This window comes from Saccharomonospora iraqiensis subsp. iraqiensis (assembly GCF_000430445.1).
Classification (GTDB): domain Bacteria; phylum Actinomycetota; class Actinomycetes; order Mycobacteriales; family Pseudonocardiaceae; genus Saccharomonospora; species Saccharomonospora iraqiensis.
The window spans coordinates 10938-26178 of record NZ_KE387090.1; the positions used below are offsets into that span (position 1 = coordinate 10938).

15 protein-coding genes are annotated in these 15241 nt (G+C 72.4%); 8 read left to right on the plus strand and 7 right to left on the minus strand.

From position 1 onward, the window contains the following. Positions 1 to 195: 195 nt before the first annotated feature. Positions 196 to 960, plus strand: a complete 765-nt coding sequence (locus tag ACTIR_RS0112275; RefSeq protein WP_026454506.1) for a tyrosine-protein phosphatase — start codon at positions 196 to 198, stop codon at positions 958 to 960. A gap of 42 nt (positions 961 to 1002) precedes the next feature. On the opposite strand, the gene ACTIR_RS0112280 is transcribed toward ACTIR_RS0112275, so the two are convergent. Further along, positions 1003 to 1908, minus strand: a complete 906-nt coding sequence (locus ACTIR_RS0112280; RefSeq protein ID WP_026454507.1) for an SDR family oxidoreductase — start codon at positions 1906 to 1908, stop codon at positions 1003 to 1005. Continuing rightward, positions 1905 to 2723 (minus strand): SDR family oxidoreductase, encoded by an 819-nt coding sequence (locus tag ACTIR_RS0112285; RefSeq protein ID WP_026454508.1) that lies wholly within the window; start codon positions 2721 to 2723, stop codon positions 1905 to 1907. Before ACTIR_RS0112285 ends, ACTIR_RS0112280 begins: the two co-directional genes overlap by 4 nt. Before the next feature lie 77 nt (positions 2724 to 2800). Between ACTIR_RS0112285 and ACTIR_RS0112290 the strand changes: the two genes are divergently transcribed. The 4 genes from ACTIR_RS0112290 (at position 2801) to ACTIR_RS0112305 (ending at position 6383) form a co-directional block, all read left to right on the plus strand. Then, a complete protein-coding gene (locus ACTIR_RS0112290) occupies positions 2801 to 3571 on the plus strand; it encodes an enoyl-CoA hydratase family protein (RefSeq protein WP_026454509.1) in 771 nt (256 codons plus the stop codon). Further along, positions 3571 to 4434 (plus strand): CoA transferase subunit A, encoded by an 864-nt coding sequence (locus ACTIR_RS0112295; protein ID WP_026454510.1) that lies wholly within the window; start codon positions 3571 to 3573, stop codon positions 4432 to 4434. The genes ACTIR_RS0112290 and ACTIR_RS0112295 overlap by 1 nt, the downstream gene beginning before the upstream one ends. A 102-nt stretch (positions 4435 to 4536) precedes the next feature. Continuing rightward, complete coding sequence (locus tag ACTIR_RS0112300; protein WP_026454511.1) at positions 4537 to 5286, plus strand: CoA-transferase subunit beta; 750 nt, start codon at positions 4537 to 4539, stop codon at positions 5284 to 5286. Continuing rightward, a complete protein-coding gene (locus ACTIR_RS0112305) occupies positions 5283 to 6383 on the plus strand; it encodes an NAD(P)H-dependent flavin oxidoreductase (protein ID WP_084789468.1) in 1101 nt (366 codons plus the stop codon). The genes ACTIR_RS0112300 and ACTIR_RS0112305 overlap by 4 nt, the downstream gene beginning before the upstream one ends. A gap of 412 nt (positions 6384 to 6795) precedes the next feature. On the opposite strand, the gene ACTIR_RS0112310 is transcribed toward ACTIR_RS0112305, so the two are convergent. The 5 genes from ACTIR_RS0112310 to ACTIR_RS0112330 all read right to left on the minus strand — a co-directional run bounded on the left by ACTIR_RS0112310 (position 6796) and on the right by ACTIR_RS0112330 (position 11300). Next, positions 6796 to 7353: a sugar O-acetyltransferase gene (locus ACTIR_RS0112310; protein WP_026454513.1), complete on the minus strand. Its 558-nt coding sequence runs from the start codon at positions 7351 to 7353 to the stop codon at positions 6796 to 6798. Positions 7354 to 7583: 230 nt separating this feature from the next. After that, positions 7584 to 8753, minus strand: a complete 1170-nt coding sequence (locus ACTIR_RS0112315) for an acetyl-CoA C-acetyltransferase (protein WP_026454514.1) — start codon at positions 8751 to 8753, stop codon at positions 7584 to 7586. Further along, positions 8746 to 9399 (minus strand): TetR/AcrR family transcriptional regulator, encoded by a 654-nt coding sequence (locus ACTIR_RS0112320; protein ID WP_026454515.1) that lies wholly within the window; start codon positions 9397 to 9399, stop codon positions 8746 to 8748. The genes ACTIR_RS0112315 and ACTIR_RS0112320 overlap by 8 nt, the downstream gene beginning before the upstream one ends. An 11-nt stretch (positions 9400 to 9410) precedes the next feature. Further along, positions 9411 to 10187, minus strand: a complete 777-nt coding sequence (locus ACTIR_RS0112325; RefSeq protein WP_026454516.1) for an SDR family oxidoreductase — start codon at positions 10185 to 10187, stop codon at positions 9411 to 9413. After that, positions 10188 to 11300, minus strand: coding sequence for an acyl-CoA dehydrogenase family protein (locus ACTIR_RS0112330; RefSeq protein WP_026454517.1), 1113 nt, complete (start codon positions 11298 to 11300; stop codon positions 10188 to 10190). It abuts the gene before it with no gap. A 170-nt stretch (positions 11301 to 11470) separates the two neighbouring features. Between ACTIR_RS0112330 and ACTIR_RS0112335 the strand changes: the two genes are divergently transcribed. Genes ACTIR_RS0112335 through ACTIR_RS0112345 form a run of 3 tightly spaced genes read left to right on the plus strand, consistent with a single transcriptional unit; the run spans position 11471 to position 15074 of the window. Continuing rightward, positions 11471 to 13042: a FadD3 family acyl-CoA ligase gene (locus tag ACTIR_RS0112335; RefSeq protein ID WP_026454518.1), complete on the plus strand. Its 1572-nt coding sequence runs from the start codon at positions 11471 to 11473 to the stop codon at positions 13040 to 13042. Then, positions 13039 to 13926, plus strand: a complete 888-nt coding sequence (locus tag ACTIR_RS0112340) for an enoyl-CoA hydratase (RefSeq protein ID WP_052583856.1) — start codon at positions 13039 to 13041, stop codon at positions 13924 to 13926. Before ACTIR_RS0112335 ends, ACTIR_RS0112340 begins: the two co-directional genes overlap by 4 nt. Before the next feature lie 2 nt (positions 13927 to 13928). Then, positions 13929 to 15074, plus strand: a complete 1146-nt coding sequence (locus ACTIR_RS0112345; protein ID WP_026454520.1) for an acyl-CoA dehydrogenase family protein — start codon at positions 13929 to 13931, stop codon at positions 15072 to 15074. Positions 15075 to 15241 lie beyond the last annotated feature (167 nt).

The window sequence follows — 15241 nt, forward strand, 5'->3', positions numbered from 1 at the left end:
GGCCCTGGCCCGCGGCACCGTCCGCGTCGCCCCCGACGGCACCGTCCCCGGCGGCCCCCATGCCGCCGCCGACGCCGTCGTCACCGCCCTGCGGGGGTGATCCGGCGTACCCGCGGATATTCCCCGGGTACGGGATTATGTGAGAAGGTTGCGGATCTGTGGGCGGGGCGGGGGCCGGGGTGCCAGAATAGCCGTGTGTTGTGGCTGGATCTCGAAGGTGCCGTGAACGTCCGTGACGTCGGGGGCATCCCGACGACCGACGGGGGCAAGACCGCCCCGGGTCGGTTGCTGCGGTCGGACAACCTGCAGGACCTCTCCCCCGCCGACGTCACGTTGCTGACCGACCAGCTCCGGCTGAGCACGGTGGTGGACCTGCGGTCGCCGTCCGAGGTCAACGCGGAGGGTCCCACCCCGTTGACCCGGCTGGAGCACATCACCCACGTCAACCACTCGCTCATCCCCGACCACGCCTACGACGCCTCGGCCGAGGCACTGCTGGTGCGGCGGCAGCGGGAGGAGCAACGCTACCCGGGCGACCCGTCGACCGCGCACTACCTCGGCTACGTCGAGCACCGGCCGGACAGCATCGTCGCCGCCCTGCGCGCGGTGAACCGCTCCCCCGGCGCCTCACTGGTGCACTGCGCGGCGGGCAAGGACCGCACCGGCGTCGTGGTCGCCTTCGCCCTGAGCGTCGCGGACGCGCGGCGGGAGGACATCATCCGCGACTACGCCGCCACCGGCCAGCGGCTGCCGCGGATCCTCGACCGGCTGCGTTCCTCGGCGACCTACGCCGGGGACATCGACAAGGTGCCCGAGGACCACCACCGTCCCCGCGAGGAGACGATGGAGGCATTCCTCGAACAGATCGACAAGCGGCACGGCGGGGTGACCGACGTACTCGGCCGCAACGGCTTCACCGACGACGAACTCGACGCGCTGTACCGCAAACTGCGCGGCTGAGTCTCCGGCGTGCCCGGGGTTCGCACCGGGCACGCCGGAGACTCACGCCCCGTAGACGGGCTCCGGCTCCGGGGCCGCGTCGACCAGTTTCCGCACGACGGGACCGAGTTCGCCCGGCTCCCACCGGGCGCCCTTGTCCTCCTCGGGACCGTGCCGCCAGCTCTGCATCAGGCACACCCGGCCGCCGTCCACCTCGAACATCCGCCCGGTCACGTGCGCGGACTCGGCACTGCCCAGCCACACCACCAGCGGCGAGACGTTACCCGGGTCCATGGCGTCGAACCCGCCGTCGGGGGCGGCCATGTCGTCGGCGAACGCGGACTCGGTCATCCGGGTCCGCGCGGCGGGGGCGATGCCGTTCACCGTGACGCCGTAGCGGGCCAGTTCGGCGGAGGCCACCAGGGTGAGCCCGGCGATCCCGGCCTTGGCCGCCGAGTAGTTGCCCTGGCCGACACTGCCCAGCAGACCCGCGCCGGAACTGGTGTTGATGATGCGCGCGTCCGGGGTGCGCCCCGCCTTGGCCTCGGCGCGCCAGTGCGCCCCCGCGTGCCGCAGCATCGCGAAGTGCCCCTTGAGGTGGACCCGCAGCACCGCGTCCCACTCCTGTTCGTCCAGATTGACCAGCATCCGGTCGCGCAGGAACCCGGCGTTGTTCACCAGCACGTCGAGCCGGCCGAACGTCTCCAGCGCGGTGCCCACCACCCGTTCGGCACCGGCCCAGTCGGCGACGTCGTCGGTGTTGGCCACCGCCTCGCCGCCGGACGCCGTGATCTCGGCGACGACCTGCTCGGCCGGGCCGCCCGAGGTGCCACTGCCGTCCAGGGCGACCCCGACATCGTTGACCACCACCTTCGCGCCCTCCCGGGCGAAGGCGAGGGCATGCTCCCGGCCGATCCCGCGTCCGGCGCCGGTGACGACGACGACTCGATCCCGCACGATTCCGCTCACGCCTGCTCCTTGTTCCGCTGCTGACCGTCCCGCCCGGTGCCGGACGGGCTCGCGGTGTCGGCGTTGGCCGCCGCGAGGAAGGCGGGCATCTCTCCCCCGCCGTGCGCGGTCAGCACCGAGCCGCTGATGTAGGAGGCCCGCGCCGAGGCGAGGAACGCCACGCAGTCCCCGATCTCCTCCGGCCGCGCGAGTCTGCCGACCGGCACGGTGGCCCCGACCGCCGCCACGCCCTCGGCGTCGCCGTAGTGCATCGCGGCCCGTTCGGTCTCCACCATGCCCACGCGGACCGCGTTCACCCGCACCTTCGGCGCCCACTCGATCGCCAGGCTCGTGGTCAGGTTCTCCAGCCCCGCCTTGGCCGCGCCGTACGCGGCCGTGCCCGGGGACGGGCGCGCGCCGCTGACGCTGGAGATGTTCACGATCGCGCCGCCGGAGTCCTGCCGCTGCATCACGGCGTTCGCCCGCTGGGCGACGGTGAGCGGGGCGAGCAGGTTCAACGCGACCACCTTGGAGTGGAAGTTCGGGGAGGCGTCCGCGGCGTCGGCGAACGGGGCACCGCCCGCGTTGTTCACCACGACGTCGAGCCGTCCGTGCCGCGCGACGACCCCGTCGACGAGGCGGCCGACGTCGTCCGGATCCCGCACGTCGCAGGTGGCGAACTCGACGCCGTCGTCGAGCGTGTCCGGCCCGGTGCGCGCGCAGATCACCACCCGCGCCCCCGCGGCCCGCAGGGCCCGGGTGATCCCGGAACCCACTCCCCGGACTCCGCCGGTGACGAGTGCCACCGCGCCGTCGAGGTCAAGGTCGAGCGCCACGCCGTTCCTCCTTCCGGCCTGTACTCGCGTCAGGCACAATGCTAACTTACCAAGCAAGTGCTAGGTTAGGAAGTCGAATGGCTGACGTCATCACCACCTCCCGCGCCGATCCCGGAATCGCCGTGGTGACGGTGAATTCGCCGCCGGTCAACGCGCTGACCGCGCAGGGCTGGTTCGACCTCGCCGACGCGGTCACGGCCGCCGGACGGGACCCGGAATGTCACGTCGTCGTGCTGCGCGCCGAGGGGCGCGGTTTCAACGCCGGCGTGGACATCAAGGAGATCCAGAACGATGCCGGGTACGCCGCGCTGATCGGCGCGAACCGGGGCTGCGCGGCCGCGTTCGCCGCGGTCTACGAGTGCGCGGTGCCGGTGGTGGCCGCCGTGCACGGGTTCTGCCTCGGCGGCGGGATCGGGCTGGTCGGCAACGCCGACGTGATCGTGGCCGCCGACGACGCCACCTTCGGACTGCCCGAGGTGGACCGGGGCGCACTCGGGGCGGCCACCCACCTCGCCCGTCTGGTGCCGCAGCACATGATGCGCACCCTGTACTACACCGCGAGCACCGTGGACGCCCACCAGCTGCACCACCACGGTTCCGTGCACCGGGTCGTCCCCCGTGGACAGTTGGACGACGCCGCGATGGAGCTCGCCCGCACGATCGGCGAGAAGGACACCCGGGTGATCCGCGCGGCCAAGGAGGCGATCAACGGGATCGACCCGCAGCCGGTGCACCGCAGCTACCGGTTCGAGCAGGGCTTCACCTTCGAGCTCAACCTGTCCGGGGTCTCCGACTCCGCCCGGCAGGAGTTCCTGGACCACGGCGCCGACGACCACAGGGGGCAGTGATGGCCGACAAACGGATGACCGCCGACGAGGTCGTCGCCGAGCTGTCCGACGGGATGACCGTCGGCATCGGCGGCTGGGGTTCGCGGCGCAAGCCGATGGCCCTGGTGCGGGCGATCCTGCGCTCGTCGCTGACCGATCTGACCGTCGTCTCCTACGGCGGGCCGGACGTCGGCCTGCTCGCCTCGGCGGGGAAGATCCGCAGACTGGTGTTCGGGTTCGTCACGCTCGACTCGGTGGCCCTGGACCCGTGGTTCGGCCGGGCACGGGAGTCCGGCGACCTCGCGGTGACCGAGTACGACGAGGGCGTGTTCGCCACCGCGCTGACGGCGGCGGCCCGGCGGCTGCCGTTCCTGCCCACCCGCGCCGGGCTCGGCTCGGACGTCACCCGGCTCAACCCGGAGCTGCGCACGGTCCGTTCCCCGTACGACGACGGGGAGGAACTGCTGGCCGTGCCGCCGTTGCGGCTGGACGCGGCACTGGTGCACCTCAACCGGGCCGACGCCCGCGGCAACGGCCAGTATCTCGGGCCGGACCCGTACTTCGACGACGTGTTCGCGCTCGCGGCGGACAGGTGCTTCCTGTCCACGGAGAGGATCGTGGACACCCACGCGCTGACCGACGAGGGTCCGGTGCAGAGCCTGCTGCTGAACCGGTCCGCTGTGGACGGTGTCGTGGAAACCCCGAACGGGGCGCACTTCACCACCGCGGCACCGGACTACGGCCGCGACGAGGCGTTCCAACGCCACTACGTCGCCTGCGCCAAGGACCCGGACGCCTGGCCGGGATTCGTGGACCGGTTCCTCTCCGGCGACGAACAGCGGTACCAGAACGAGGTCCGGCGGTTCACCCGGGAGGCGTCGTGAGCGACCGGTTCCGACGCCGGGACACCGACCGGGTACGGGTGGCCCCGCAGAACACCGGAGGCGGCATGAGCGCGCCCGCACACCACGACGACAGGAGGCGGCATGAGTGACGCGACCCGCGCCGAGGTCGCGGCGGTGGCGTGTGCGGAGCTGTTCCGCACCGACGGCGAGATCGTCGTCAGCCCGATGGGCCTGACCCCGTCGATCGGGGCGAAGCTCGCCCGGATGACCTTCGCACCGGACATCCTGCTCACCGACGGGGAGGCGTCCCTGCTCGCGAACACACCGGGTGTGGGCGAGCCGGTCGTGGAGGGCTGGCAGCCGTTCCGCGCGGTGCTGGACACCGTCGTGCCGCACGGCAGGCGGCACGTGGTGATGGGCGCCAGCCAGCTGGACCGGTTCGGCAACCAGAACATCTCCGCCATCGGCGAACACGCCCGGCCGACGAAACAGCTGCTCGGGGTGCGCGGCGGCCCGGGGAACACGGTGAACAACCGCACCAGCTACTGGGTGCCGAAACACAGCCGGCGGGTGTTCACCGACCACGTCGACGTCGTCTCCGGTGTCGGGTACGACCGCGCCCGGGCCGCCGGGCCGGGCGCGGCGAGGTACCACGACGTGTACCGCGTGGTCACCGACCTGGCGGTGCTGGACTTCGCCGGGCCGGACAACACCATGCGGCTGGTGTCCACCCATCCCGGGGTGTCGGTGGACGAGGTCGTCGCGGCCACCGGCTTCGAGCTGGACACCGGCGCCGTGACGGAGACCCGGCTGCCCACCGACGAGGAGCTGCGCCTGCTGCGCGAGGTGATCGACCCGAAGGGCACCCGGGAGAAGGAGGTCCCGTCGTGACGGGGACCGGAGCGACGGAGACCGGAGCGACGGACGCGGCGCCGGAGCCCCCGGCCCTGCGCACGCCGCTGACCGACCTGGTCGGCGTGCGGCATCCGGTGGTGCAGACCGGGATGGGCTGGGTCGCCGGGCCCCGGCTGGTCTCGGCCACCGCCGAGGCGGGCGGCCTGGGCATCCTCGCCTCGGCCACGATGACCTACGACGAGCTGGAGCACGCCGTCGCCGAGGTGAAGAGCCGCACGGACCGGCCGTTCGGGGTGAACCTGCGGGCCGACGCCGAGGACGCCGGGGAGCGGGTGGACCTGCTCATCCGCGAGGGCGTGCGGGTGGCCTCCTTCGCCCTCGCCCCGCGTCCGGAGATGATCGCGAAACTGAAGGACGCGGGCGTGGTCGTGATCCCCTCGGTGGGCGCGGCCAAACACGCGGCGAAGGTCGCCTCGTGGGGCGCCGACGCGGTGATCGTGCAGGGCGGCGAGGGCGGCGGGCACACCGGCGGGGTCGCCACCACCCTGCTGTTGCCGTCCGTGCTGGACGCGGTGGACATCCCCGTGGTCGCGGCGGGCGGGTTCTACGACGGCCGCGGACTGGCCGCCGCGCTCGCCTACGGCGCGGCGGGGGTGGCGATGGGCACGCGTTTCCTGCTCACGCGGGAGAGCACCGTGCCGGACGAGGTGAAGCGCGCCTATCTGGCACGCGGGCTGACCGACACCGTGGTCACCCGCAAGGTGGACGGCCTGCCGCACCGGGTACTGCGCACCGACCTGGTGGACTCGCTGGAACGCTCCGGCGCCGTCACCGGCCTCGCCCGCGCGGTGCGGAACGCGATCCGGTTCCGCAGGCTCACCGGGGTCTCCTGGCGGTCGATGCTCACCGAGGGGCGGGCGATGAAACGCTCCGGCGACCGCACCTGGGCGCAGGTGCTCATGGCGGCCAACACCCCGATGCTGCTGCGCGCGGGCCTGGTCCGCGGCGAGACGGACGCCGGCGTCCTCGCCTCCGGCCAGGTCGTCGGCCTCCTCGACGACCTCCCCACCGTCGCCGACCTGGTCGAGACCATGGTCACCGAAGCCCACACCCGCCTCTCCTCCCTCCCCTGACCCCTCAACCACCCCGCGAGTCGCCACCCCATACCCGCGAGTCGACACTCCAGGCCCACGAGTTGCCGTTCCAGTCCGGCGAGTCGACGTCCCGAGGCCGCTTCGGGACCGGAAGCGTTCCGCAACACGCCCGGGGTTCCCCAAGCGATTCCCGGGCGTGTCGGTAACGCCGTGATACCGTGCACCCTCTGGCGCGAGGATTGTGCCTGCTCGGCCAGGGTGGCGTCAGCCCTCTGCGGCTGGCGAGGATCGCAACCGCTTGATCGCGACGTCGGACACGAGGCCGTGGCCGTGGCGTCAGCCCTCCGCGGCTGGCGAGGATCGCAACGTGGGCGCACTACCCCGGAGGATTCTGTCCGACCCGATGGCGTCGGCTCGGACACCGGGTTCTCCACCGCGCCGCGTCGTCCGGTCACAGCGGCCGGATGACGCGGCAGGGGTTGCCCGCCGCGAAGACGCGGGGCGGCAGGTCCCGGGTCACGACGCTGCCCGCGCCGACGACCGTGTCGTCGCCGATGGTGACCCCGGCGCAGACGAGGACCCCGCCGCCCAGCCAGGTGTTGTCGCCGAGCGTGATCGGTGCGGCGCTCTCCCACCGCTGTCTGCGGGCCTCGTGGTCGGCCATCGGGTGCAGTGCGGTGAGCAGCTGGGCACGGGGACCGATCGAGACATCGTCGCCGATGCGGATCCGGGCGCAGTCGAGCAGGACGGCGTCGTAGTTGACGAAACTGTTGTCGCCGATCTCGACGTTGTAGCCGTAGTCGCACCGCAGGCTGGGCATGATCCACGATCCGGTGCCGAACCTCCCGAAGAGTTTCCGCAGGATCCCGGCGCGCCGGTCGGACTCGTCCGCGCGGGTGGCGTTGAACTCGTCCACCAACCGTCCGGCCGCCAGCCGGTCGGCGACCAGTTCCGGGTCGTCGTCCCGGTACAGGTCGCCGCGCAGCATCCGGTCCTTCTGCTCACCCATCGGGTCAGCCTAGCGCCCGGAACCGTCGACCCACGGGCACGGAGCCGTCAATCCGCGGGCACCGAGTGTCGACTCGTCGTCGTGGGAAGCCGACTCGCCGTTCTGAAGTGTCGACTCGCCGTCCTGGAACGTCGACTCACGGTCCTGGGGTGGCGACTCGCCGGTCCTGGGGTGGCGACTCGCCGTTCTGGGGTGGCGACTCGCGGGGCGGGGGTGGGCAGGGGGCGGGGTTACAGGCGTTCGAGGATCGTGACGTTGGCGGTGCCGCCGCCTTCGCACATGGTCTGGAGCGCGTAGCGGCCGCCGCGGCGTTCGAGTTCGTGCAGCATCGTGGCCAGCAGTTTCGTGCCGGTGGCGCCGATGGGGTGGCCCAGGGCGATGCCGCCGCCGTTGACGTTGACCCGCTCGGGGTCGGCACCGGTCTCCTCCAGCCACGCCAGCACGACACTGGCGAAGGCCTCGTTCACCTCGAACAGGTCGATGTCGTCCACCGACAGGCCGGTCCGGCGCAGCGCGTGCGCCGTGGCCGGGATGGGGCCGGTGAGCATCCACACCGGATCGGCCGCACGCACCGACAGGTGGTGCACCCGTGCCCTCGGCGTCAGGCCGTGCTCGGCGACGAACGACTCCGAGGCGAGCACGGCCGCGCTCGCGGCGTCGGAGATCTGGCTGGCCACGGCGGCGGTGATGCGCGAGTCCGGGCTCAGCGGCTGCAGGGCCGCCATCTTCTCCGGGGTGGTGCCCCGGCGCGGGCCCTCGTCGTGGGTCAACCCGCCGAACGGCACGGTCTCCGCGTCGAAGCGGCCCTCGTCGATCGCGGCGAGCGCCCGCTGGTGGCTGGTGTGGGCGAAACGCTCCATCGTTTCACGGGAGAGGTCCCAGTGCTCGGCGATCATGTTCGCGCTGCGGAACTGGGAGACCTCCTCGTCGCCGTAGCGCTTGCGCCAGCCCTCCGAGCCGGAGAACGGGTCGTCGAAGCCGAACTCGCGTCCGGCGAGCATGGCGGCGCTGATCGGGATCGCGCTCATGTTCTGCACCCCGCCGGCGACCACGCAGTCGGCGGTGCCGGACAGCACCGCCTGCGCGGCGAAGTGCACGGCCTGCTGGCTGGAGCCGCACTGCCGGTCGACGGTGACGCCGGGCACCTGGTCCGGCAGGCCCGCGGCCAGCCACGCGGTGCGGGCGATGTTGCCCGCCTGCGGGCCGATCGTGTCGGTACAGCCGAGGATGACGTCGTCCACCCGCTCGGGGTCCACCCCGGTGCGGGTCACGGCGGCGTTCAGCACGTGCGCGGCCAGGTCGGCACTGTGCACCTCGGACAGTGCGCCGCCGCGTTTCCCGACGGGTGTGCGCACCGCGTCGAGGATGTAGGCCTGCGGTCGGTCGGCTCGGTCAGCCATGGGTGTCTCCCGTCTTCGTGGCCCGCCTGCGGCGGGTGGCGATCCCGTCGAGCAGGATGCCGAGGTACTGCTGTGCGACGTCGTCGGCCGAGAGCGTGCCCTCGGGGTTGTACCAGCGCACCGCCACCCACACGGTGTCGCGGATGAAGCGGTAGACCAGTTCGATGTCCAGGTCGGCGCGGAAGACGCCGTCGCGCACGCCGTCGCCGAGGATGGTGCGCCAGAGGTCGCGGAACTCGACGTTGCGCTCGTCGATGTAGGCGAAGCGCTCCAGCTGGGTGAGGTGCTTGGCCTCGTTCTGGTAGATCGCGACCTCGGCGGGGTGGTCGTGGATGGACCGGAACGACGCCCGCACCACCGCCTCGAGGGTCTTCCGCGGGCCGAGGCCGGAGTCCATGATCTCGGCGTAGGTGCCGAACAGGTCGTCGAGGAAGCCCCGCAGGATCTCGTCGGCCATCGACTCCTTGGAGTCGAAGTGGTGGTACAGACTGCCGGAGAGGATCCCGGCCGCGTCGGCGATGTCGCGCACGGTGGTCGAGACGTAGCCGCGTTCGGCGAACAACCGTGCCGCCAGGGCGAGCAGTTCCGCCCGCCGTCCCGATCCGTTCGTGCGCGACCGCCGGGTGCGCGCCGTGCTCCCGCTCATCCGTTCCGTCCCTACGCGTGCTGACTGCTCACCGAGATGACCTCGCCCGTCAGATACGAAGCGTAGTCACTGGCGAGGAAGACCATGACATTGGCGACCTCCCACGGCTGGGCCGCGCGGCCGGACACCTCGCGCCCCGTCAGTTCGTCCAGCAGCTCGTCGCTGGTGACCTTCGCCAGGAACGGGTGCATGGCCAGGCTCGGCGAGACGGCGTTCACGCGGATGCCGTGCCCGGCCACGTCCACCGCCGCGCTGCGGGTCAGGGCCATCACCCCGGCCTTGGCGGCGGCGTAGTGGGCCTGCTCGCCCTGCGCGCGCCAGCCGATCACCGAGGCGTTGTTCACCACCGCTCCCCCGCCGCCCTGCTCGACGAACCGCCGCAACACGGCGCGGGTCACCCGGAACGTGCCGTTCAACGTCACGTCGAGCACGGACGACCACTGGTCGTCGGTCATGTCCAGGATCGAGGCACTGCCCCCGAGTCCGGCGTTGTTGATCAGCACGTCGATCCGGCCGAACCGGTCGACGGCGCCGTCGACCAGGGCACCGACCTGGCCCTCGTCGGTGACGTCGCACGGCACGGCGTGCACCTCGCCCAGTTCGGCGAGCGCGTCGCGGGTCTCACCGAGCCTGCGCTCGTGCCGGTCGCTGAGCACGACCTTCGCGCCCTCCTCCAGGCTGCGCCGGGCCACGGCCGAGCCGATGCCCGTCCCGGCGGCGGCGGTGACCAGCACCACCTTGTCGCGCAGCAGGTCACGCCCCTGGGGATAGTCCGGCAGCGGTATCACTTATCGCTTCTCCCTCGGCAGGCCGAGCACGCGCTCGGCGATGATGTTGCGTTGGATCTCGTTCGAGCCGCCGTAGATCGTGTCGGCGCGGCTGAACAGGAACAGGCGCTGCCACTCGTCGAGATCGTCGGTGGCGACCATGCCCGCCGCGCCGCGCACGAGCATCGCCAGCTCGCCGAGCTCGCGGTGCCAGGTGGCCCAGACGAGCTTGGACACCTCGGCCACCCCGGGCGCGGTGTCCCCGAGGGTGCGCAGCGCGTGCGCCCGCATCACCTCCAGCCCCGTCCAGGACCGGGCCAGCCGTTCGGCCACGGCCGGGTCGTCGGCGGCGCCGGTGCGCCGCGCCAGGTCGGTCAACGCCCGCAGTTCCCGACGGAAGCCCACCTGCTGGCCGAGGGTGGCCACGCCGCGCTCGAAGCCGAGCGTGCCCATCGCCACCTTCCACCCCTCGCCGGGTTCGCCGACGACGAGGTCCGCGCGGGTGCGGGCACCGTCGAAGAACACCTCGTTGAACTCGGACGTGCCGGTGAGCTGGCGGATCGGCCGCACCTCGACGCCGTCCTGGTCCATCGGCACCAGCAGGTAGGACAGGCCCCGGTGCCGGTGCGAGCCGGGTTCGGTGCGGGCGAGCACGAAGCACCAGTCGGCCACGTGCGCCAGCGACGTCCACACCTTCTGCCCGTGCAGCACCCACTCGTCGCCGTCGCGGTGCGCGGTGGTGGACACCGCGGCCAGGTCGGACCCGGCCCCGGGCTCGGAGTAGCCCTGGCACCACAGTTCGTCGACCGACACGATCGGCGGCAGGAACCGGCGCTGCTGCTCCGGGGTACCGAAGGCGATCAGCGTCGGGCCGAGCAGTTCCTGCCCGAGGTGGCTGACCTTGGCGGGCGCGTCCGCGCGGGCGTACTCCTCGTGGAAGATCACCTGCTCGGTCAGGGACGCACCCCGACCGCCGTGTTCGACCGGCCAGCCCACGCAGGTCCAGCCCGCGGCGGCCAGGTGCCGTTCCCACGCAAGCCGTTCGTCGAAGGCCTCGTGCTCGCGCCCCGGGCCGCCCAGGCCGCGCAGTGCGGCGAACTCGCCGGTGAGGTTCTCGGCGAGCCAGGTCCGCACCCGCTCGCGGAATTCGCCCGCGGCCTCCGGGTCGGTGCCGGTCGCGCTCGCGGCCCCGGCCCCTGGGCCGGACACGGTGTCGGACACGGGGAGACCTCCTCGAAGGCTGGTTTTCAACACGGCCGTTCGTGCGTAGGCTACCCTACCAAGCACTTGCTAGGGAGGTCTTCGTGGAAACGGCACCAGCCACGATTCCGGCGGCCCTCGTCCGGGCCGCACACGAGTTCGGCGACCGCGAGGCCGTCGTCGACGGCGAGGTGCGGCTGAGTTGGTCCGAACTGTACGAGCGGGCGCGCCGGTTCGCGACGGTGTTGTCCCGCCGCGGTCTCGAACCGGGTGACCGGGTGGCGATCTGCGCGCCGAACACCCACCACTGGGTCGTCGCCGCGCTCGGCACCCTCTACGCGGGCGCGACCCTCGTCCCGGTCAACACCCGGTTCACCGGGCCGGAGATGCTCGACCTCGTCACCCGCAGCGCGGCGAAGGCGCTCGTGGTGGCGGGCCCGTTCCTCGGCGTCGAGCGGATCGACGAGTTGCACCGGGCGGGGCTGGGCGAGCTGCCGCTGATCGTGCGCGTGCCCGTGGAGTCCGAACCCGAGGCCCGCGCCGACGTCACCGAGTGGCGGGACCTGGACGCACTCGTGGCCGACGCGGACGCCGCCGAACTGGCCGCGGTGGACGAGCGCGCACGCGCGGTGGACGCCGACGACCTCAGCGACATCCTGTTCACCTCGGGCACCACCGGCCGCAGCAAGGGGGCGCTGACCAGCCACCGCCGGTCGCTCGGCGTGGCGCGGGCGTGGGCCGAGCGCGCCACCGTCGCCGCGGGCGACCGGTACCTGGTGATCAACCCGTTCTTCCACAGCTTCGGCTACAAGGCGGGCATCCTCGTCGCGCTGCTGCGTGGGGCGACCCTGTTGCCGCAGCGCACCTTCGACGTGACCACGACGATGCGCACGATCGAGGCCGAGCGGGTGACGATCCTGCCGGGCCCCCCGACGATCTACCAGACGATGCTCGACTCGGCCGAGCGCTCGGAGTTCGACCTGGACAGTCTGCGGGTGGCGGTCACCGGCGCGGCCACGGTGCCGGTCGCGCTGGTGGAGCGGATGCGGTCCGAGCTCAGCTTCGACGCGGTGCTCACCGCCTACGGGCTCACCGAGGCCGTGGTGGCCACGATGTGCGCCCCGGACGACGACGCGGAGACGATCGCGCGCACCAGCGGGCGCGCCGCGGCGGATTTCGAGGTCGCGCTGGCCGACTCCGGTGAGATCCTGCTGCGCGGCCCGAACACGATGCTCGGCTACCTGGACGACCCGGCGGCCACCGCCGAGGCGATCGACGCGGACGGCTGGCTGCACACCGGCGACGTCGGTGTGCTCGACGAGCGCGGGTATCTCACGATCACCGACCGGATCAAGGACATGTACATCTGCGGCGGGTTCAACGTCTACCCGGCCGAGGTGGAACAGGTGCTCGCCCGGCTGGACGGGGTGGCCGAGTCCGCCGTCGTCGGGGTGCCGGACGAGCGGCTCGGCGAGGTCGGCAAGGCGTTCGTCGTCCGCCGCGCCGGGGCCACGCTCACCGCCGACGACGTGCTCGGGCACTGCCGGGAGCGGCTGGCGAACTTCAAGGTGCCCCGGCAGGTCGAGTTCCGCGACGACCTGCCGCGCAACCCCGCGGGCAAGGTCCTCAAGCGCACGCTGCGCGACGAACACGGCAGGAACGAGGAGACACGATGACCGGCAGCGACAACCCCGGCCCGGCCGCCCCCGACGAGGAGGTCGTGCGTTACGAGCGACGCGGCCCGGTGGCGGTGGTGACGATGAACCGCCCGGAGTACCGCAACGCGCAGAACTCCGTGATGACCTACGCCCTGGACGCGGCGTTCCGACGGGCCGTGGACGACGACGAGGTGACGGTGATCGTGCTCGCGGGGGCGGGCAAGCACTTCTCGGCGGGCCACGACATCGGCACCCCGGGCCGGGACACCGACGTGCACTACGACAACACGGCCGTGCTGTGGTGGGACCACGTCGGCCGGGCGGGCGGGGACCAGCGGTTCGCCCGCGAGTCCGAGGTGTATCTCGGCATGTGCCGGCGGTGGCGGGAGATCCCGAAGCCGATGATCGCCAGCGTGCAGGGCGCGTGCATCGCCGGGGCGCTGATGCTGGCGTGGGTGGCCGATCTGATCGTGGCCTCGGACGACGCGTTCTTCGCCGACCCGGTGGTGCGCATGGGCATCCCCGGGGTCGAGTACTTCGCGCACCCGTGGGTGCTCGGACCGCGGGCGGCCAAGGAGGTGCTGTTCACCGGGGAACGGTTCAGCGCCGAGCAGGCCCGCGAGTGGGGCATGCTCAACCGCGTCGTGCCGCGTGCGGAGCTGGAGGAGCGGACGCTGGAGCTGGCGGAGAAGATCGCCGAGATGCCGACGTTCGGTCTGGCGCTGGCGAAGAAGGCCGTCAACCAGGCCGAGGACCAGATGGGCATGCGCACCGGCATGGACGCGGCGTTCGGCCTGCACCACTTCGCGCACGCGCACAACGCCGAGGTCTCCGGCGGTGACTCGCTCGGTGGGCAGAACGCCCGCTCGATGCGCGAGAGCGGCACCGGGTCCGGGAGCTGACGATGGATCTGGAACTGGACGAACACAGCAGGGCGTTCCGTGACGAGGTGCGCGCGTGGCTGGCCGAGCACGTGCCCGCGGAGCCGTTGGCCTCGTTCGACACCGCCGAGGGTTTCGCACAGCACCGCCGGTGGGAGGCCGAGCTGGCCGGGGCGCGGCTGTCGGTCGTGGCGTGGCCGGAGGAGTTCGGCGGCCGGGACGCGAGCCTGCTCGACTGGGTGCTGTTCGAACAGGAGTACTACGCGGCCGGTGCGCCCGGCAGGGTGGGGCAGAACGGCATCTTCATGCTCGCCCCCACGCTGTTCTCGCACGGGACACCGGAGCAGCGCGCACGCATCCTGCCGCCGATGGCGCGCGGCGAGCAGGTATGGGCGCAGGCGTGGTCCGAGCCGGAGGCGGGCAGCGACATCGCCGCCCTGCGCAGCACCGCGCGCCGCACCGACGGCGGCTGGCTGCTGTCCGGGCAGAAGACGTGGAGCTCGCGGGCCGCGTTCGCCGACCGGGCGTTCGGCCTGTTCCGCAGCGACCCGGACAGCGAGCGGCACCGGGGGCTGACATATCTGATGTTCGACCTGCGCGCCGACGGCGTCACCGTGCGGCCCGTCCCGCAGCTGGACGGCGAGCCGGGCTTCGCCGAGATCTTCCTGGACGACGTGTTCGTGCCGGACGCCGACGTGATCGGCGAGCCGGGTGACGGCTGGCGCGTGGCGATGACCACGGCGAACAACGAGCGGGGGCTGTCGCTGCGCGCGCCGGGCCGGTTCCTCGCCGCCGCCGACCGGCTGGTGCGGCTGTGGGCGGAGTCCGACGGGACCACCGACAGCGACACCGCACGGCGGGTGGCCGACGCCTGGATCGACGCGCGGGCCTACCAGCTCTACACCTTCGGCACGGTGACCCGACTGGCCGAGGGCGGCGAGCTGGGTCCGGAGTCGAGCGTGAACAAGCTGTTCTGGTCGCACCTGGACGTCGGCCTGCACGAGACGGCGCTGGACCTGCTCGGCCCGGACGCCGAACTGCGGCACGCCTCCGGCTGGCCGGAGGGCTGGCTGTTCTCCCTGGCCGGCCCGATCTACGGCGGGACCGACCAGATCCAGCGTAACGTGGTGGCCGAACGGCTGCTGGGACTGCCGAGGGGGCAACGGTGAGATTCGCACTGTCGGACGAACAGCACGAGTTCGCCGCGAGCCTGGACGCACTGCTGACCGACGCGGACACCGCCGCGGTGAACCGGGCGTGGGCCCGCGGCGACCACGACCCCGGGCTGCGGCTGTGGCGGTCCCTGGCCGAGACCGGCGTGCCGGCCCTGTCCGTG